18 protein-coding genes are annotated in these 19519 nt (G+C 39.8%); 11 read left to right on the top strand and 7 right to left on the bottom strand.

Annotated features, from left to right (window positions below):
• Positions 1-129 precede the first annotated feature (129 nt).
• The 4 genes from fldA to WA256_RS10770 all read right to left on the bottom strand — a co-directional run bounded on the left by fldA (position 130) and on the right by WA256_RS10770 (position 2038).
• The gene (fldA, locus tag WA256_RS10785; RefSeq protein WP_054553928.1) at positions 130-657 is read right to left on the bottom strand and encodes a flavodoxin FldA; all 528 of its coding nucleotides are present in this window, start codon (positions 655-657) and stop codon (positions 130-132) included.
• 14 nt (positions 658-671) lie between these two features.
• A complete protein-coding gene (gene ybfE / locus WA256_RS10780) occupies positions 672-950 on the bottom strand; it encodes a LexA regulated protein (RefSeq protein ID WP_004586673.1) in 279 nt (92 codons plus the stop codon).
• A 2-nt stretch (positions 951-952) separates the two neighbouring features.
• The gene (locus WA256_RS10775; protein WP_036968243.1) at positions 953-1174 is read right to left on the bottom strand and encodes a DUF2788 domain-containing protein; all 222 of its coding nucleotides are present in this window, start codon (positions 1172-1174) and stop codon (positions 953-955) included.
• A gap of 99 nt (positions 1175-1273) precedes the next feature.
• A complete protein-coding gene (locus WA256_RS10770; protein WP_253108586.1) occupies positions 1274-2038 on the bottom strand; it encodes an alpha/beta fold hydrolase in 765 nt (254 codons plus the stop codon).
• Between the two features lie 131 nt (positions 2039-2169).
• Here WA256_RS10770 and seqA point away from each other — a divergent pair, with 131 nt between their 5' ends.
• From seqA to WA256_RS10740, 6 genes are all read left to right on the top strand, one after another.
• A complete protein-coding gene (gene seqA / locus WA256_RS10765) occupies positions 2170-2772 on the top strand; it encodes a replication initiation negative regulator SeqA (protein ID WP_269407966.1) in 603 nt (200 codons plus the stop codon).
• Between the two features lie 16 nt (positions 2773-2788).
• Complete coding sequence (pgm, locus tag WA256_RS10760) at positions 2789-4426, top strand: phosphoglucomutase (alpha-D-glucose-1,6-bisphosphate-dependent) (RefSeq protein ID WP_335991218.1); 1638 nt, start codon at positions 2789-2791, stop codon at positions 4424-4426.
• A gap of 79 nt (positions 4427-4505) precedes the next feature.
• Positions 4506-5561: a succinylglutamate desuccinylase gene (astE, locus tag WA256_RS10755; RefSeq protein ID WP_335991215.1), complete on the top strand. Its 1056-nt coding sequence runs from the start codon at positions 4506-4508 to the stop codon at positions 5559-5561.
• Positions 5562-5830: 269 nt separating this feature from the next.
• Complete coding sequence (locus tag WA256_RS10750; RefSeq protein ID WP_335991213.1) at positions 5831-7045, top strand: thiamine pyrophosphate-dependent dehydrogenase E1 component subunit alpha; 1215 nt, start codon at positions 5831-5833, stop codon at positions 7043-7045.
• On the top strand, positions 7045-8022 hold the full coding sequence (locus WA256_RS10745; protein ID WP_058584964.1) for an alpha-ketoacid dehydrogenase subunit beta: 978 nt from the start codon (positions 7045-7047) through the stop codon (positions 8020-8022). Before WA256_RS10750 ends, WA256_RS10745 begins: the two co-directional genes overlap by 1 nt.
• Positions 8023-8030: 8 nt before the next feature.
• Positions 8031-9602, top strand: a complete 1572-nt coding sequence (locus WA256_RS10740; RefSeq protein ID WP_335991209.1) for a dihydrolipoyllysine-residue acetyltransferase — start codon at positions 8031-8033, stop codon at positions 9600-9602.
• A gap of 61 nt (positions 9603-9663) precedes the next feature.
• On the opposite strand, the gene WA256_RS10735 is transcribed toward WA256_RS10740, so the two are convergent.
• Positions 9664-10836 (bottom strand): putative manganese transporter, encoded by a 1173-nt coding sequence (locus tag WA256_RS10735; protein ID WP_253108579.1) that lies wholly within the window; start codon positions 10834-10836, stop codon positions 9664-9666.
• 71 nt (positions 10837-10907) lie between these two features.
• Positions 10908-12533 (bottom strand): M28 family metallopeptidase, encoded by a 1626-nt coding sequence (locus WA256_RS10730; protein ID WP_062565322.1) that lies wholly within the window; start codon positions 12531-12533, stop codon positions 10908-10910.
• Between the two features lie 110 nt (positions 12534-12643).
• On the opposite strand from WA256_RS10730, the gene WA256_RS10725 reads away from it, so the two are divergent.
• The 5 genes from WA256_RS10725 (at position 12644) to WA256_RS10705 (ending at position 18658) form a co-directional block, all read left to right on the top strand.
• Positions 12644-13456, top strand: a complete 813-nt coding sequence (locus tag WA256_RS10725; RefSeq protein WP_130166367.1) for a DUF3025 domain-containing protein — start codon at positions 12644-12646, stop codon at positions 13454-13456.
• Positions 13453-14241, top strand: a complete 789-nt coding sequence (locus tag WA256_RS10720; RefSeq protein WP_054561430.1) for an ABC transporter ATP-binding protein — start codon at positions 13453-13455, stop codon at positions 14239-14241. The genes WA256_RS10725 and WA256_RS10720 overlap by 4 nt, the downstream gene beginning before the upstream one ends.
• Positions 14234-15442, top strand: coding sequence for an ABC transporter permease subunit (locus WA256_RS10715; protein WP_054553916.1), 1209 nt, complete (start codon positions 14234-14236; stop codon positions 15440-15442). Before WA256_RS10720 ends, WA256_RS10715 begins: the two co-directional genes overlap by 8 nt.
• Before the next feature lie 172 nt (positions 15443-15614).
• Positions 15615-16229, top strand: a complete 615-nt coding sequence (locus WA256_RS10710; protein WP_335991201.1) for a hypothetical protein — start codon at positions 15615-15617, stop codon at positions 16227-16229.
• A 29-nt stretch (positions 16230-16258) separates the two neighbouring features.
• Positions 16259-18658: an ATP-binding protein gene (locus tag WA256_RS10705; RefSeq protein ID WP_335991199.1), complete on the top strand. Its 2400-nt coding sequence runs from the start codon at positions 16259-16261 to the stop codon at positions 18656-18658.
• Here the strand turns inward: WA256_RS10705 and WA256_RS10700 are convergent.
• Positions 18655-19488: a UDP-2,3-diacylglucosamine diphosphatase gene (locus WA256_RS10700; protein ID WP_335991197.1), complete on the bottom strand. Its 834-nt coding sequence runs from the start codon at positions 19486-19488 to the stop codon at positions 18655-18657. The genes WA256_RS10705 and WA256_RS10700 overlap by 4 nt on opposite strands.
• Positions 19489-19519: the final 31 nt, after the last annotated feature.

Below are 19519 nucleotides of genomic sequence, written 5' to 3'. Positions count from 1 at the left end.
GCAACTATTAGAATAACGTGCCTAGTTACTAAGTGCAAAGAACAATTCGTCTATTTGCCGATTTTTCAAACAAAAATGAACTGGTTGTGCATCTTTACATCAGCTAGTAAATGCGAGTAGTACTTGTTATTAATCAGCAAGTTCCGCTAAACACATTTCGTCATAAACCTGAGCACACCAGTCTTTAACACGCTTTTCAGTAAGCTCTGGTTGACGGTCTTCATCAATACCAAGGCCAACAAAATTGCTGTCATCTACTAGTGCTTTTGAAGCTTCAAAGTCGTAGCCTTCAGTTGACCAATGACCCACTACGATTGCGCCACGCTCAGTAACGATATCGTTGATCATGCCCATTGCATCTAAGAAGTATTCTGCATAGTCTTCTTGGTCACCGCAGCCGAAAATAGCAACAAGTTTACCTTCGAAGTCAACTTCTTCTAATTCAGGGAAGAAATCATCCCAGTCACATTGAGCTTCACCGTAGTACCAAGTTGGAATACCGAATAACAATAAATCGAATTCAGCAATCTCTTCTTTAGAACTTTTTGCAATGTCGTGAACCGCTACAAGCTTTTTACCTAATTCTTTTTGAATCATTTTAGCTACGTGTTCAGTATTGCCTGTGTCACTTCCGAAAAAAATACCTACGCTTGACATGGATTTAAAACCTTCTATCTATCAATAGCCAATCTTTCTTGTAAAATTGTTTCAATCAACGCGCTACGGCTAATATTCTGCGCATCTGCCATATCGCTTAATGCTTGATATAACTGTGATGAAACCTTAAATTCTACACGCTTTAAACCACGTGCTTTATCTCGCTTTATTTGATTACGTTTATTTACTTTTAATTGCATATCGCGAGGTAGGGGATTTGTTTTCGGCCTACCTGGACGCTTTTCGTATTCAAATAAATCGGGTGTTGTTCTATCTGTTTCTGACTTTGCCATGTCTAGCCCACACCTGCGCCTTGCCAGAAGACTTGAATAAGTCCTTTCGCTATAAACCCAGAACAGCCTAAAAATAGCACTAACCAAACGATGTATCGGCCAAATCGTGGTACATCACCTTTTTTAAGGACGTCTTGAATTGCCATTCCAATAAAAAAGAAAATACCGGCTAAGCCAAAATACAACCCTAAGGTATCAAATTCGTTAATTAACTGACTGACCATCAACGTATAAACCTTTAAATTAAACGGCGCGTACTATAGCACACAAATTTGTAATAATTTAGTGCGCACGATCAAAAACAGCGAATTTTATCAGCCCAATTAATGAGCTAAAAAATCGCTGATTGCTTTATTTACAGCAAGTGGTTTTTGGGCATGTAGCCAGTGACCAGCACCATGAATAATTTTTGCTTTTGCATTAGGGAATAACGCCATAATAGCAGGGCGGTGTTCTGCTAAAATGTAGTCAGAATCATTACCTTTAATGAATAAAGTATCACATAAACAAGAATCATTTTCACTAACTTGCGCTAAAATATTTTCATATTGCTGGTATAAAACAGCTAAATTAAAGCGCCATTGATATTGACCTTCATCATTTTTAGCAAAGCTTTTTAATAAAAACTGACGTACGCCCATTTCATCAATGTGCTTGGCAAGTATTTCATCAGCCGCTTTTCTATCTGTGATATTAGACTGTGCAACTTCGTTTAGGCCTGCAAAAATAGCGCTGTGACGCGGGTTATTAGCAACAGGAGAAATATCTAACACTACAAGCTTATCGATAAGCTCTGGGTGATTAAGTGCTAATTGCATGGCCACTTTGCCACCCATTGAATGACCTATAATGTGAGCTTTACTAATATTTAGATGTTCAAGTAACTCACTGACATCTTTAGCCATAGCGTGATAATTCATGGTATCGCTATGGAATGATTTACCGTGGTTACGTAAATCAATATTCGTTACACGATAATTTTCAGCTAATGCTTTTGCGATTACATTGAGGTTTTCAAGTGAGCCAAACAAACCGTGGATCAATACAACGTCTGAACCTTGACCCATTTGTTGGTAGTTTAATAGCATTTTCAACTCCTAATTTTAATGGCAGTATTTTGCCTAGTGAAATTACAAAATGCAAAACATAGAGAATTGCTGCGAGCTTAGGTATAATCATTGAGAACTTTTAAAATGTGACCCGTAAAGACAGGAATAACATGAAAAAAATCGACATAGACGACGAGTTATATCAATACATTGCAAGCAACACGCAAAGTATTGGTGAAAGTGCATCAACCATTTTGCGTCGTTTATTAAACCTCTCTGATGGCGCCAATGCCCCAGTTGAAACAACTACTAAAACTGAACAAGAAACCCCAGTTGTTGAAGTACAAGATCAAGCAGAACAAGAATCAAGCCCTGAACCAAGCGATGAAAATGTTGAAGAGGCTGCACAAACTGTCACAGCATCGACACAAGTGAAAGGTAATGTGTTTAATGTATTAAACAAAGAAGAGCTGGCAATGCAAAAAGGTGTTGTTGGTCGATTCTTATTTATACTAGCTGCTTTATATAGAACGCATAAAAAAGATTTTGCTAACGTGCTTGAAATTAAAGGCCGTGACCGTGTTTATTTTGCCACTAGCAAAGAAGCACTTCTGGAAAGCGGTAGCAGCATGAATCCAAAAAATATCACTGATACTGAGTATTGGGTGATGACAAATTCAAATACAACCAGAAAAAAAATGATGCTTCACGAAGTAGCACTGTGCTTAGGCTACAGCGCAGATGAAGCAGAAAAAATTCGTGATTACTTATAATCCATAAGGAAATAATATGGCGATTCATCCAGATGCAGGTAAACCTGCACCGCAATCAAGCTTAGTGAATGTACCAAAACTGATCTCGGCTTATTACTTAAATGAACCTGACCTAGAACAAAACCCAGAGCATTGTGTTGCTTTTGGTACGTCTGGCCATCGTGGTTGTTCGTTCGATGTAAAATTTAATGAATCGCATATTTTAGCGATCACTCAAGCAATTTGTGATTACCGTAAAGAAAACAATATTTTTGGTCCACTTTTCTTAGGTAAAGATACACATGCATTGAGTGAAGCGGCTTTTAACTCTGCTATTGAAGTACTCGTTGCAAACGAAGTGCAAGTCATTGCACAAGAAAATGACGATTACACGCCAACGCCGGTAATTAGTCATGCTGTTGTTTGCCATAACAAAGAAAACCCAAATGAACTTGCTGATGGTATTGTGGTAACTCCTTCACATAATCCGCCAGAAGACGGTGGTTTTAAATATAACCCGCCAAATGGCGGCCCTGCAGATACTGATGTTACTAAGTGGATTGAAGACAGAGCAAATCAATTACTTTTAGAAGACTTAGTTGAAGTAGAGTTATTTCCATTTGCTAAAGCATCACGTTCTGGTTTTATTAAGTACCAAGACTTAATTACCCCTTATGTTGATGACTTAGTTAATATCGTTAATCTAAAAGCAATTAGCGATGCGAAAATCAAAATTGGTGTGGATCCGCTTGGTGGCTCTGGTATCAACTTTTGGCCAGTCATTGCAGAAAAATATAATTTAGACTTAACGGTCGTAAATGAGTCTGTTGATCCAACATTTTCGTTCATGCCTTTAGATAAAGACGGCAAAATCCGTATGGATTGTTCATCACCTTATGCAATGACAAACCTTATTGCATTAAAAGATGACTATGATATCGGTATTGGTAACGACCCTGACTATGACCGCCATGGTATTGTTACACCTGACGGCTTAATGAATCCAAATCACTTTTTAGCAGTTGCAATTGACTACTTATTAAATAACCGCGAATGGTCAAAAGACGTCGCAATTGGTAAAACGCTGGTATCAAGCGGCATGATTGATAAAGTAGTTACACGTAATAACCGTGAAGTAAAAGAAGTACCGGTAGGCTTTAAATGGTTTGTTGAAGGCTTAAGCAAAGGTACCCTTGCTTTTGGTGGTGAAGAAAGTGCAGGGGCGTCATTCTTACGCTTTGATGGTACAGTTTGGAACACTGATAAAGATGGTTTCATCTTAGGTCTACTTGCTGCAGAGATTTTAGCCGTAACGGGTAAAACACCTTCACAGCTTTATAAAGAACTTGAACAAGAGTTCTGTGCGCCTATTTATAAACGTATTGATGCGCCAGCTAGTGCAGAACAAAAATCACGTTTAAAAGCGTTATCAGCTGATGATGTTACTGCAAGTACATTAGCGGGTGATGCCATTACGCAAAAACTAACCCATGCCCCTGGTAATAACGCTGCTATCGGCGGTTTAAAGGTTGTTACTGAAAACGGTTGGTTTGCTGCACGTCCATCGGGCACTGAAGATATTTATAAAATTTACCTTGAATCATTCAAAGGTGAAGAACATCTAGCATTATTAGAAAAAGAAGCGAAAAAGCTGGTTGATTCAGTAATTAGCTAATTCCTTTTTTACCTATTAAAACGGCTGAGATTCTCAGCCGTTTTTGTATTCTACTCTCACGCATTTTTAGGATAGAACAATGAGCTATTCAACTCCTTCATATCTCGAAGAATTAAAAAGTACCGGCGACTTTTTAACCCTGACTCGCAACAATGAGTTTTCACTCGAATCTTGTACATTTACCCTTGCAAATGGTACTGATGTCACTGTTCACGACACGGGTATCATTGAGTTTCAACCTGCGCAGCAAACAAACAAAGATATTGTTCTTTCAAGTGCGGTACATGGTAACGAAACTGCGCCAATTGAAATCTGCGATCAATTAATCAAGTCAATCGTTACAGAACAACTTACCTTGAAGCAGCGTGTACTGTTTATTTATGGCAATCCTAAATCTATTAATATCGGTAAGCGTTTTGTAGATGAAAACTTAAACCGTTTGTTTAATGGTCATCATACTGTTGAAGGCATTGCTTCTAACCCTGAGCGAGTTCGTGCAAAGCTACTTGAAGATGTTGTTTCTGATTTCTTTTCTAGAGGCAACCAGGACAGTGAGCGTTTTCATTATGATCTTCACACTGCAATTCGTGGCTCTAAAAATGAAAAGTTCGCAGTCTATCCTTTCTTACATGGTAAACCGTGGAAAAAATCACAACTGCAATTTTTACTTAGCTGTGGCGTAAACACGGTACTAATGATGAAATCAGCGGCAACTACCTTCAGTTACTACTCGTCGTATGTACATGGAGCTGACTCATTTACGGTAGAACTTGGCCAAGTAAAACCATTTGGCGAAAACGACATGTCGCGATTTGAGAAAACCAAAAAAACCTTAACTGCATTAATTAGTCAAGAATCTGTAGAATATAAAGAATTCAATGCAGAGGATTTCGAGTTGTTTTCAGTATATAGAACAATAAACCGTACTTGCGAAGACTTTAGTTTTCCATTTGCTGATGATGTAGAAAATTTCACCGGTTTCGCAAAGGGCGAATTAATGGCAACTGATGGTCAGACCAGATATGAAGCGGAAGTAGACGGTGAAGCTATTATCTTCCCAAACGCTGATGTAGCCTTAGGTCAGCGCGCTTTGCTTACTGTTATTCCAATGCAAGTTGATAGCAACTTTATTTAAAATCTCTGCATTAACACCCATCTAAATTTAGTTAACTATATGACTCTAAAGAATTTATCTTGTTGTATAGTTAACTTTCCATGCGTTTTTAGCCATTTGTCATCTATTCGTCTATGATTAGTTGAATAACAACTTACGTTAACGTAAAGTGACGGCAGTTTAATTTAATTAGATTGAATATTGCGCAAACTTTATCCTTACAGCTCATGCTGATAAAAATATAATTAAGGGCAGTAGCGTAGGTTTCTGACAACGAAAGAAGGTAGGTTATGAGTAATCCAAATAACGTATCGCTAAACATTAATCATGAACTGTCATTTATTGACGGTCACGCATTAACGATCCCTACATTAAGTATTCTTAATGAGGAAGGCGACATCTACGAAGGTGCAACCGCACCTGATATCGACAAAGCAACGGCAATCCGTCTATATGAAACAATGCGTTTTATTAGAGCACTTGATGAGCGTATGCAAGCAGCACAGCGTCAAGGCCGTGTTAGCTTTTATATGCAATGTCTAGGCGAAGAAGCGGCTGTAACAGCATCAGCTGCAGCGCTTGATCAAAACGACATGATCATGGCCCAATACCGTGAGCAAGCAGCTTTACGTTATCGTGGTTTTAGCCTTGACCAATTCATGAATCAAATGTTCTCAAATGAAAAAGATTTGGGTAAAGGTCGCCAAATGCCAATTCACTATGGCTCACGCGAACTTAACTACATGACTATTTCATCACCGCTTGGTACACAAATTCCGCAAGCAACAGGTTATGCATATGGCCAAAAAGTTCGTCATATTGATGTCCAAACAGGTGAGTTAAACAGCACTATCGATAACATCACTATTTGTTACTTTGGTGAAGGCGCTGCATCTGAAGGTGATTTCCATGCTGGTTTAAATATGGCCGCAGTTCACGAAGCACCGGTTATTTTCTTTGCTCGTAACAATGGTTATGCGATTTCTACACCTGCGGATGAACAGTTTAAAGGTGATGGTATTGCATCACGTGGTGTTGGTTACGGCATTAAAACAATTCGTGTTGATGGTGCTGATGCACTTGCTGTTTATGCAGCAACAAAAAAAGCCCGTGAAATTGCGACTACCAAAGGTGAACCTGTTTTAATTGAATCGATTGCCTATCGTTTAGGCGCTCACTCAACCAGTGACGACCCAAGCGGTTACCGTACAAAAGATGAAGAAGCAAAACATAAAGGCTGTCCAATCGAGCGTTTCCGTAAGTGGTTATTAAAACAAGGCTGGTTAGACGAAGCGCAAGACGCGAAAGACAAAGAAACAATTCGTGAAGAAATTTTAGCGGCTCTTAAACGCGCTGAAAAAGTTGAAAAGCCAGCATTAGAAGACCTTATTTCTGATGTTTACGATAAGCCAATCCCATCACTGCAAAAACAATATGAAGAACTAAAAGAGCACATTTTGCAGCATCCTGATGCTTATCCAACAACTGCAGGGAGATTAAAGTAATGGCTAAAATGAACATGCTTCATGCAATTAACTCTGCCCTTGATATCACCATGGCAGAGCATCCAAATGCATGTATTTTCGGTGAAGACGTTGGTTATTTTGGTGGTGTATTCCGTGCTACATCTGGCTTACAAGAAAAATATGGTAAGCATCGTGTGTTCAATACACCGTTAACTGAGCAAGGTATTTTAGGTTTTGCTAATGGTTTAGCGGCGTTTGGTGCCCCTGCATTAGCTGAAATTCAGTTTGCAGATTATATTTTCCCTGCATTTGACCAAATCGTGAATGAATCAGCTAAGTTCCGTTACCGTAGTGGTAATGAATTTAATGTTGGTAATCTAACAATCCGTACTCCATACGGTGGTGGTATTGCAGGTGGTTTATATCACTCACAATCACCAGAAGCTTATTTTGCTCACACACCGGGTTTAAAGTTGGTTGTGCCACGTAACCCATACCAAGCAAAAGGTTTGCTTCGTGCATCGATTAAAGATGATAACCCTGTTATTTTCTTTGAGCCGAAACGTTTATACCGTGCATCAACAGGTGAAGTTCCAGAAGAAGATTACAGCATCGAGCTTGGCAAAGCTGAGATCGTGCAAGAAGGCACTGATGTCACTGTACTTGCTTGGGGTGCTCAGATGGAAATCATCGAAGACGCCGCTAAAAAAGCTGCAGAGCAAGGTATTAGCTGTGAAGTGATCGACTTACGTACCATTTTACCATGGGATGTTGAGACCATTGCTAAATCAGTGACTAAAACAGGTCGTTTAGTGGTAAGCCACGAGGCACCAATCACGAATGGTTTTGGTGCAGAAATCGTTGCAACAATTCAACAAGAGTGTTTCTTACACCTTGAATCGCCAATTGCTCGCGTGTGTGGCTTAGATACGCCATACCCATTAGCACTTGAAAAAGAATATGTGCCGGATGCACTTAAAGTGCTTGCTGCGATTAAGCAATCAGTAGAGTTTTAGGAGTCAGTATGTCTAAAGATTTTATCTTGCCAGATATCGGCGAAGGCATCGTAGAGTGTGAAATTGTTGAATGGTTAGTTGCAGAAGGCGATTCTGTAAAAGAAGATCAGCCTATTTGTGATGTTATGACCGACAAGGCGCTTGTGCAAATTCCTGCTGTTCATGATGGTGTGATCAGTAAGCTCTATTATGCAAAAGGGGATATTGCGAAAGTACATGCACCATTATTTGCAATGGATGTTGATGGCGAAGCACCAACACAAAGCGAAGAAGCGCAAGCTCCTGCAACTCCAACTGAAGCATCATCTGAGGCGGGTGAGCACTTAGAAGATTTCATTTTACCCGATATCGGTGAAGGTATCGTTGAGTGTGAAATCGTTGAGTGGTTAGTGAGTGAAGGCGATGAAATCGTAGAAGACCAAGCTGTGTGTGATGTAATGACAGACAAAGCATTGGTGCAAATTCCGGCTAAATACACAGGTAAAGTTGAAAAGCTTTATTATCAAAAAGGTGATATTGCAGCGGTTCACAGCCCATTATTCCAAATGAGCATTGCAGGCCAAAGTGCAGAGCCAGATGTAAGTTCTGCGGTAGTTAAAGCACAAACAAATGCAGCAACTAAACCAGCACAGAAACCTGCGGCTTCAGCAAACTCTAGCAAACAACTTAATAAGAAAGCAGTTGCTTCACCTGCTGTTCGTCGTAAAGCCCGTGAACTTGATGTTGATTTAACGCAAGTACCAGGCTCTGGTAAAAATGGCCGTATTTATAAACAAGATATCGAAGATTTCTTGAATGAAACACCAAGCCAAACAGCATCACAACAAGCTGCGCCAAAAGCGGCAGAGCCTGTCTCAACTGTGGCGTCTTCTGGTGGTAATCGCGTAGAGCCTATTAAAGGCATTAAAGCGGCAATGGCTAAGCAGATGGTTGCTTCAGTTTCGACAATTCCTCACTTTACTTTCTGTGATGAAATTGACCTAACTAAACTGATTGCAATGCGCAGTGAGCTTAAAGAGCAGTATAAGCAACAGGGCGTTAAGCTCACTATGATGCCGTTCTTTATCAAAGCACTGTCGCTAGCGATTAAGCAATTCCCAGTACTAAACTCGCAAGTAAATGATGATTGCAGCGAGCTAACTTACTTTGATGACCATAACATCGGTATGGCGGTTGATTCTAAGATTGGTTTACTCGTACCAAATATTAAATCGTGCCAGTCAAAGAGCATCGTAGATGTTGCAAACGAAGTGACCCGCTTAACTGAAGCTGCACGTGATGGTCGTGTTTCACCGGATGATTTGAAAGGCGGCACTATTAGCATTTCTAACATCGGTGCGATTGGCGGCACAATTGCAACCCCGATCATCAATAAACCTGAAGTAGCGATTGTTGCTTTAGGTAAACTGCAGCATTTACCTCGCTTTGATGCACAAGGCAATGTTGTTTCAGCTGCTATTATGCAAGTAAGCTGGTCTGGAGACCACCGAGTTATTGATGGCGGTACAATTGCCCGCTTCAATAACTTATGGAAGTCTTACTTAGAAGACCCTGCGAAAATGATGATGGCGATGAGCTAACATTAGTAAGTATTAAAAAACCAGCCTCGGCTGGTTTTTTTAATTGTAAATATTGTCTTTGCTATATGCTGTAAAAATACAATCCATAACCGAGTAACAGCGCTGGAATTGTTGAATACACCGTCGCGATTAAGGCCGCTTTTGGCGCTAATGCAATAGCTGGGAATAGGGCATCGCCGTCATTTGAAATTGCATTAGCTGCCATCGCACTAAATGGAATAATACCTTGAATATAGAGTGTCATTACAACGATTTGTGGTCCGCAGCCAGGTAATAAGCCAATAGCCACAGCCACCAGCGGTGCAAGATAAGCATACTCAGAAAACCAGGCTGTTAAATCAACACCGACTAGGTTAACGAGAATTTCAAACAGCATAAAACTGGCAACAACCCAGGCAGTAACAAAGTGCGTGTCCATTAACACTTTCGTTAGTTTTGAGGGAGGTGTGCAAGGCGCTTCTTCACTGGTTACTTGCTTATAACTGCTGCCTTTAGAAGACAGCGACCACACAACCACGGTTAATAGCGCCATGATCGAGCCAAACAGGGTGACGCCAGTATTAACGCTTTGACTAAATTCGCTAAGGTCAGAATTGGTAGCAATAACAAAAGCAATAATCAAGCTTGGTACTAGGGTAAATTTCCAAATAGGGCGGCTAAATTTCAAAGCCTTTGGTTGGCATTGAGGCTGCTCGTAGTATTCACCTGCTTCGTCAGGTTGAAATTGATTGGGGCTATGAAATGTATTAACTATCTGACCGCTAATAATACCTACAGCAACACCGATTAACATCATTAATAAACCATCAAGCGGGCGGGTTGCTAATAGTAAAAAGGCGGCATCGCCCATGGTTGCGGTTAAGACAGCAACAACAGAGCCAAAGCTAGCCTGCTTTTTAGTAAATTGGGTAACCACAATAATGGCACCCCCACAGCCAGGTAAAGCACCTAAAATAGACGCAAAGCTCACCTCTAGAATGCCTGATTTAGCACGTAAATAGCTAAGCTGTAATTGAGGAAGTCGATCAATAAGGTAGTAATAGATTAATAAGGTGGCTGCAACAAATACAGATACTTGAAAAAAAGCATCACTAAGCGCTTGTAGGGTGAATTCTCGGCTTGCAGGTACCGCTAAAGAAATCAGTAATAAAAGGGGTAAAATTAAGCGTTTATTGTCCGTAATGTAACACCTCGCTTTATTAGGAATAAACCTCGTTTGTGTTAGTGAGAGCATACAGTGCAACCTAAAAATTAATCAGGTTACACTGTATTACGATCTTAAATGAAAATCAATCTCATTTGTATCTATTTGCGTTGAAACTCAGAAGTGGCATTCCAGGTCGGCCATTCTTTTCGTTCTGAGATATCAAAACCTACTTGATAGAATAACTGAAGGTCCTGAACGGCACCTGATAAATCCCATTCATCACGGTAACGGTCGCAAGGCTGATGATAACAACCACGAAGCACTAAGCTCATACGCTTACGGTAATTTGCCGTTTCTTCGTCAAGGGCTTCACTACCACCACCGGCATACATTGCTGGTACACCCATGTTTGCAAATGCAAAGTGATCAGAGCGGTAGTAACCACCTGAAGACGGTTTAGGGTCACCAGATACTGTACGGCCTTGTGCTTTAGCAGCTGTTTCTAGCAGGCTATCCATTTCTGATTTACCAATACCAACAACACTGATGTCTTTTACTTTACCTAATAGGTTTAAGCTATCCATATTGATGTTAGCAACCGTTTGTGATGCTGGGATCACTGGATTTGCAGCATAATATTTCGAGCCAAGTAAACCTTGTTCTTCAGCAGTAACGGCTAAGAAAGTCATTGAACGGCTAGGGTGCTCAGGTAAGGTAGCGAATGCTTCAGCAACTTCGATTAAACCAGCAGTACCCGTTGCATTATCATGGGCACCATTATAGATTTGGTCACCTTTACGCGTTTTATCTGTACCAAGGTGATCCCAGTGAGCTGAATAAATGATGTGCTCGTCTGGCTTTTCGCTACCCGGTAACGTCGCGATAAAGTTATACGAAATTGACTTTTTGATTGTGTTATTTACTTCAACACTTGCAGTTAGGTCGCCCATATCAACATGGTAAGCGCCTTTTGCCGCATTAGCTTTCATGGTATCGAAATCTAAGCCTGCTTTTGTGAAAAGCTCTTTAGCAACATCAGTTGTTACCCAGCCTTCAACAGCAACACGGTCCATGTTGTTATTTTCTTTTTGGAAACCAAATTGCTCACCGCTCCAAGAGTTTTCAACAACAGACCATGGGTAAGAAGCCGGTGCTGTTTCGTGGATGATAATCGCACCAGCTGCACCTTGACGGCTTGCTTCTTCATATTTGTATGTCCAACGACCGTAATAGGTCATGGCATCGCCGGTGAATAAATCAGGGTTTTTCGTCGCAAAACCAGGATCGTTTACCAGCATAACAACTGTTTTGCCTTTAACATCTAGGCCTTCGTAGTCGTTCCAGTTGTACTCTGGTGCATTAACACCGTAGCCAACGAATACTAATTCAGAATCTTTAATGCTTTGCTTAGCACTAATACGGCTGCTACCCATTACCATATCTTTTTTATATTGGTAATCTTTGCCGCCAATGGTAAGTACCATGTCTGAATCTGCTTCTAGTGAAACAAGCGGTACTTCTTGTAAGAAGCTATCACCGTTACCCGGCTCAAAACCCAATGCTTTAAATTGGTCGGTTAAATAGGCAAGCGTTAGCTCTTCACCTTTAGAAGATGGTGCTCGGCCACCGAACTCATCAGAGGCAAGCACTTTAATATGCTCTGCAAGTTGCTCTGCGTTAATGCTTTGATAGGCTTTTTCGACATCACTTGATGTGATACTTGTTGAAGCACAGCCCGCAAGAATGGCACTTGCAAGGACTGTCATTGGAAAATAGCGTTTCATAATAGCTCTTTTTTTGTTTTATGGTGGCATTAGTATATGAGGTTCTATTAATGAGAACCAGTTTTTACGGTAAACTACCCACAATACATCAAGAAGTTAAAAAATAAGCAATGAAACGATTTACTGCTCCCGAGCAATGGTCAACACAATACCTCACAACGGGTGCTTTTAGTGACCTAGCGACGCTATTTAATTTAGATAAACTGTCAGATTGGCCATCTTGCCAGTGGTTTAATCAATATCTAAATGCGAAAACTACACAGGGCAAAGCCATAACCTTTGTTGAAGATGAAAAGTTTGCTGATGAAACCCGTTATTATGAGCAAATCATATTTGAGACAGGGCAAGTACCAACAAGACAACAAAATTGGCATGACCTTTTTGGTGGCTTTATTTGGTGCTTATTTCCAAAAACCAAAGCGCTGATTAATCATCAGCATATCGAAGAAATTAAACTGCATGGTCTAAAAGAGCGTAGTAAACACCGAAATGCGCTTACTTTATTTGACGAATGTGGTGTGGTGCTGGCAATTACTGAGCAAAGCTGGCAGCAGCAATTACGCGACCACCAATGGCAGCAAGCCTTTGTAGAACAACGTGAACATTGGGGTAAAAGCATTAGGCCATTTATGTTTGGTCATGCTAACTACGAAATGCTCACTCAGCCGTATATTGGTTTAACGGGTAAAGCATTATTTGTAATTGTTCCTGATGACATATTTTGTAAAGATTTAAGCGAGCAATATGCGTATCTAGATCAACGTCTTTATGAGATGATAAAGCTTGATGATTGTTTGCGTGATAATAAAAACTTATCACCCTTACCCTTGTTAGGCGTACCAGGATGGTGGACTGACAATGAAAATCCAGAATTTTACAGTAACACTGATTACTTTAGACCGAAACGAAGGAAACGCACATGATTGAAGTGGCCGGGCTTAAAAAGAAGTTTAAGCTAACAAAAGATCATAAAAAAAATAAAACGGACAACGTAGACCCCCGTGAAGATAAAGAGTTTTTTCATTCTGTAAGAGACGTCAGCTTTCAATGTAACAAAGGTGAAGTACTCGGTTTACTCGGCCCAAATGGTGCCGGTAAAACAACCACCCTTAGAATGATTTCAACAGCCTTAAAACCAGATGAAGGCAGCATTACCATCTCTGGTCACGATATCGTTAAAAAGCCGTTAGTTGGCCGCAAATCAATTGGATTTCTGTCAGGTAGTACCGGCTTATATGGGCGTTTAACAGTTAAAGAAAACGTTGAATACTTTGCCCGTTTACATGGCATGAGTAAAAAAGCGGTAGCCGCTCGTTGTGATGAGCTATTCACCTTACTTGATATGCACAGCTTTATTGATAAACGCGCCGAAAACCTTTCAACAGGTATGAAGCAAAAAGCCAATATTGCCCGTGCTGTTGTTCATCATCCTGATGTGGTTATTCTTGATGAGCCGACAACTGGTTTAGATATCATGACTACGCAAACCGTAATTAACTTTATTCGCGGCCTTAAAGAGCAGGGCACACCAGTTATTTTCTCAACGCACCATTTAGATGAAGTTGCCTTACTTTGTGACCGTGTTGCAGTGATAAACCAGGGAATTAGTTGCTTTGATGGCACCTTAGATGAGTTTAAACAAACAGGTCAAAGTGAAGAATTAAACCAAGCGTTTATGAATATTTTAACGGAGAGCCGTGATGTTTGAAGTATTTAAAAAGGAATTAAAAGAGCTATTACGTGACCGTAAAACATTGATATTCGTTGTTGCACTACCGGTTGCTATCTTCCCACTGTTATTTGCTGTTATGGCCTTTATTAGTTCACAAGCGGCGTTAGAGGCAGAACAAGAGGTACATACTTACGCTATTATCAATGGCAATTACGCGCAAGATTTTACCGATAAGGTGTTTTACCATAAGAGCTTTGCTTTATATAAAGGCGACGAAACCTTTAATACGGTAGAAGATCTCACTAAAGCGGTAAAAGCAGGCACCATAGACATGGGTATCTATTTACCATCAGACGCTAAGCAAACCTTAGATGATGCCAAGCAAAGCGAATGGCAAGTTGTGTATAACGACGCAAAAGCAATTAACTTCTTATTTGACCGTGTAAAAGAACTGGCAAAAGAATATGGCGATACGCTGCGTACAAACAAACTATTAAGCTTTGGTGTATCAGAAGAGCAACAAGCTGCCATTATCGAGCCTATTAAAGTTGTGAAGGTCGACACTGCAGATAAACGTGAAAATCTTGGCGAGAAAATAGGTGGGTTTATTCCTTATCTACTTATTCCTCTGGTATTGATGGGCGCAACGTATCCGGCGATTGATTTAGGAGCTGGTGAAAAAGAGCGTGGTACGCTCGAAACCCTTCTACTTACCCCAATCACCCGTACACAGCTGGTGTTAGGTAAGTTTGTAACCTTACTTGCTTCTTCTATTGCGACAACCACCATTACTGTACTCAGTATGGGTGTGTGGATATCAGTGGCCATTGCATTTGTTGATTTAGCAGTTGTTAAAAACGCATTTAGCTCTTTAACCGTATTAGATTTAGGGCTGATTTTTGTTTTGTTATTACCTATTGCTGCAATCTTCTCATCATTAGCGTTGGCTATTTCAATTTATGCGCGAACCTTTAAAGAAGCGCAAAACTACATGGCACCACTTAGCATGGGTGTAATTTTTCCAATTATGGTTGCCTTGATGCCAAATGTTGAACTGACGAGCAAAACAGCATTCATTCCTGTTACGAATGTAGCTTTGGCAATCAAAGAAATCATTAAAGGTACAGTTGATTACACACTCGTGGGTTTAATTTTCTTAGCGACAGTGATTGTGGCAGGTGCATTACTCGCGTTTTGCGTTAAATGGTTTAATAAAGAAGATGTCTTATTTAGATAAGAGATACTGATTTTACCTAATAATAAAGCACCATTTTGGTGCTTTATTTGTTTGTAAGCCAAGCTAAGTACCTACGAGTTCTTATTACTTAATATATTTTCTGTATACTCCGCTTTTATTACTATTCTCTCCTATACTCTAAAGCAGAGTAGAAAAGAAGGCTTTCGATTCAATGGATTCTGGACATTCAGCGCATTTCTATCAACGTCACAAATTACCAATACTCGCTTTTTGTATTCTCTTGCTATTGGCAATTTTTGTAACTGTAAAGTATGAATACGACCTTAGAGAGGATGTGTTCAGCCGCACCTTTGAACAGATGCAGAGAGAGCTCGACACTAAAGAAAGTGTACTAAAAACAAGTTTAAGAGAGAATATTTCTGCACTTAACTTTTTAGATTCAACGCCGCCAGTGCTTGCAATTATGCGCGCTACCAATGATCAAAATATAGATCCCGTGTTAGGCACGCCTATCTCGGCATGGAAAGATCGCCTAGCAAAAATCTTTACTGGTTTTATGTCAACAGATAAAGACCTCGCACAAGCTCGCTACATTTATATTGCTGATAATGGCAAAGAGGTTGTACGTGTTGATAATGTAAATGGTCAAGTCGATAGAATAGGTGAGGAAAAGTTACAACATAAAGGCCAACGTGATTACATGCAAATCACAGCACAGCACAGCTTGAAAATGGCCAAATTTATATTTCACCTATTAACTACAATCGTGAAAATGGCCGTTTACAAAAGCCCTATACAAGTACATATCGGATTGCAAAACTTGTAAAAGATGCTGAAGGTAAGCCTTTTGCAGTTTTGATCTTAAACTATTATGCAGCCGATCTGCTTAATAAGCTTAGCAGTAACATCGCTGATAATATGTCAGTGTATTTATTAAATGCGCAGCAACAATTTATCTATCATCCAAAGGAATCATACCGTTTTAGTTTTGAGCTAGATGATGCTCATTATTGGAATGAAGAGTTTAGAACTCAACAACAAATGGCAGGCGTTGATTTTTTTGACGTAGTAAACCTACCTGAAAAACTATATATAGATAAAATTATTGAGTTTAAAAATGGCGTTCAAATGCAGCCACTGACACTGGCTGTCTCAATAAATACCGATACATTGCTGCATGAAATACATCACAAGCGATTCAGATTTATTGGCATTTTATGCTTAATGATTTTAGTCGTGCTGATGTTATTTATTATCTACCAACGTGACATCAACAGAAAAATTGAGCTGAGTTTTCTAAAAGAAAAGAATAGTAAAATCATAGAAGACTCGACAGATGCCATTATTATGGTTCAGCCAAATGGTGTTATTTGTAATGCGAATGAAACGGCAAAAACGTTTTTTGGTATTACAGAGCAAACCACCCATTTTGATACCTTGTTTAATTATAACGATGAAGATTTTCAAGGGATTGCACAAGCCATTAAAGAAGGGCAGCGTTGCTCGTTTGAAGCGGTTCACATTAGTGAACAGAGCACTCATTATTTCTCGATTACCATGACACCTGTTTTTGATGCAGCGAAGCAGCAATTTCAAATAGCGGCAATACTACGCAATATTGATTCACTTAAGTGCGCTCAACATCAACTAGAAAAGCTTAATGTAACACTAGAAGAAAAAGTAAAAAGCCGTACAGCCGAGCTCGAAAAGGCCACCGAAGAAGCATTAGCTGCTAGTAAAGCTAAAAGTGAATTTGTCGCTAACATCTCCCATGAAATCCGCACTCCGATGAATGGTGTCCTTGGCATGCTCGAAATGCTTGAAGAAGAACCATTATCTACTCAGCAAATGCAATACTTACATTATGCAAATACCAGCGCTAACTCATTGATGACACTGAACAATGACATTCTCGATTTTTCAAAAATTGAAGCTGGTAAACTTGATTTAGATAGTCATGAGTTTGATGTTGTTTCAGTGTGCAGTGATTTAATAACATCAATGGCTGTTCAAGGTCAGAAAAAAGGTATTGAAATACTGTTCGATGCGCATGCTATTACTAAGCGTACCGTAATGGGTGATAGCCACCGCTTAAAACAAATTCTCAATAATTTATTGAGTAATGCATTTAAATTTACCCACAAGGGTCATGTTAGCTTAACGGTAAAAGAGCAGCTGCATTCAGATAACACGCTTTGCCTAAGCTTTGTAGTTGAAGATACAGGTATTGGTATTTCGAAAGAAAACCAAAGTAAATTGTTTGAAGTATTTACCCAAGAGGACTCAAGCACAACACGCCATTATGGTGGCAGTGGTTTAGGGCTTTCAATAAGTCGAAAGCTCGCTCAGTTGATGGGCGGTGATATTATCGTTGAAAGTGAAAAAGGAAAAGGAAGCCGCTTTTGTGCAAGTATCACAGTGTCACTCAGTGGCTCATTAAAAGAGCAGGGTGCGATTACGGCTTTGAATAACAAACAAGTTGGTTGTGCAGTTTTATATGCTCTACTTGGTCAGAACATTGAAACCCAATTAGAGAAAACTTGTCAGCCTGAGCCATCGAAAGTTTCTCGATTAAGTGATATACCTGAAAATGTTTTCAATCAGTTAGATTTACTTATCATTGATCATAAACACCCAGAACTAAATAATGTGTTGAGTTTTGCAAATCAATACCCTGACACCTGTGTATTAATTTTAGGTGTTATGGCATCACTTAAACAAAAAGAAACATTACCGAGCAATTGTACTGTTATTGCAAAACCTGTCACTCCAGATGAATTAGCCTATAAACTCGCGGTTTTATTTAATGATAATAACTCTGTTATTGAGCGTAAGAATACTGATACTAAAGAAATTATTGAGCTTGATTTAACATCTCTTTCAGTGCTTATCGTCGACGATAACATGATTAATATTGAGGTGAGCAAAGCGATTTTAAGAGATAGCCATGTTCATATTGAATCAGCCAGCGATGGTCTTGAAGCAATTGAGGTATTGAATAATAGCGAAACTCAATTTGATCTGATCTTGATGGATTGCCAAATGCCAAACTTAAATGGGTATGACTGTACCAAAGCAATCAGGCAGGGAAAAACAGGCGAGAAATACCAAGATGTGGTGATCATAGCCATGACCGCAAGTGCGATGGCTGGCGATAGAGAAAAATGCCTCAGTGTTGGTATGAACGACTATATCACCAAGCCAATTAAACAAGCCACATTGCGTAAAAAGCTATCAATGTGGCTGAAGGCTTAAGCGGCATCGCGTTCTTTATTAAATGAAGGTTTAGGCGTTAATGCACTAATATCAGCAGAGTGAATCACTTTTTGTGTTTCACTCCAGTGCAATAACTCAATACGGCCAGAGCTGTTTTCAACTAATGCAGTGCAGCTCTCAATCCAGTCGCCATCATTACAATACAAAATTTCATCAACCACTTTAACGGCTGGGTGATGAATATGCCCACAAATGATGCCATCGACGGCTTGTTTTTTTGCTTCGTGGATTGCCGCTTTTTCAAATGCGTCAATTGCTTCACGTGCTTTATGCACTCGCGCTTTTATCCAAGAGGCCAATGACCAATAATTACCGCCAAATAAACGGCGAATGCGATTAGTCCAACGATTTAAAAAAAGTAAAAAGTCGTATCCTGCATCGCCTGCAATACTGATTAATTTGTTGTAGCGGGTTGCTGAGTCAAAATCGTCACCATGTAACAGTAAAAACCGTTTGTTGGCTTTTGTGGTATGGATATATTGTTTATGTACTTCGATACCGAATAATGAATCATTAGCATAATGGCGAAAGGTTTCGTCGTGGTTACCCGGTATATAGATCACTCGAGTGCCGTCTTTTGCTTTTTGTTGAATAAGCGCTAATACATCATAATGGCTAGGGTGCCAAAAGAACTGTCGTTTCATTGACCATAAATCGACAATATCACCGACCAAATACAGAACATCGCATTCAATCGCATTTAAAAAGTCTAGTAAATACTGCGCTTGGCAGTCTTTATAACCTAAGTGAACGTCGGAAATCCAAACGGCAGGATAGTGGGTTTTACTACTGCAAGTGGTGTTATTCATGGCATTTACTCATGGTGTAATAAAGTAAATG

The sequence above is a fragment of the Pseudoalteromonas sp. CH_XMU1449-3 genome (assembly GCF_037027245.1).
GTDB lineage: Bacteria > Pseudomonadota > Gammaproteobacteria > Enterobacterales > Alteromonadaceae > Pseudoalteromonas > Pseudoalteromonas shioyasakiensis.
Note: the sequence above shows the minus strand (reverse complement) of the source record. Positions and strands in the feature narration are given on the sequence as shown.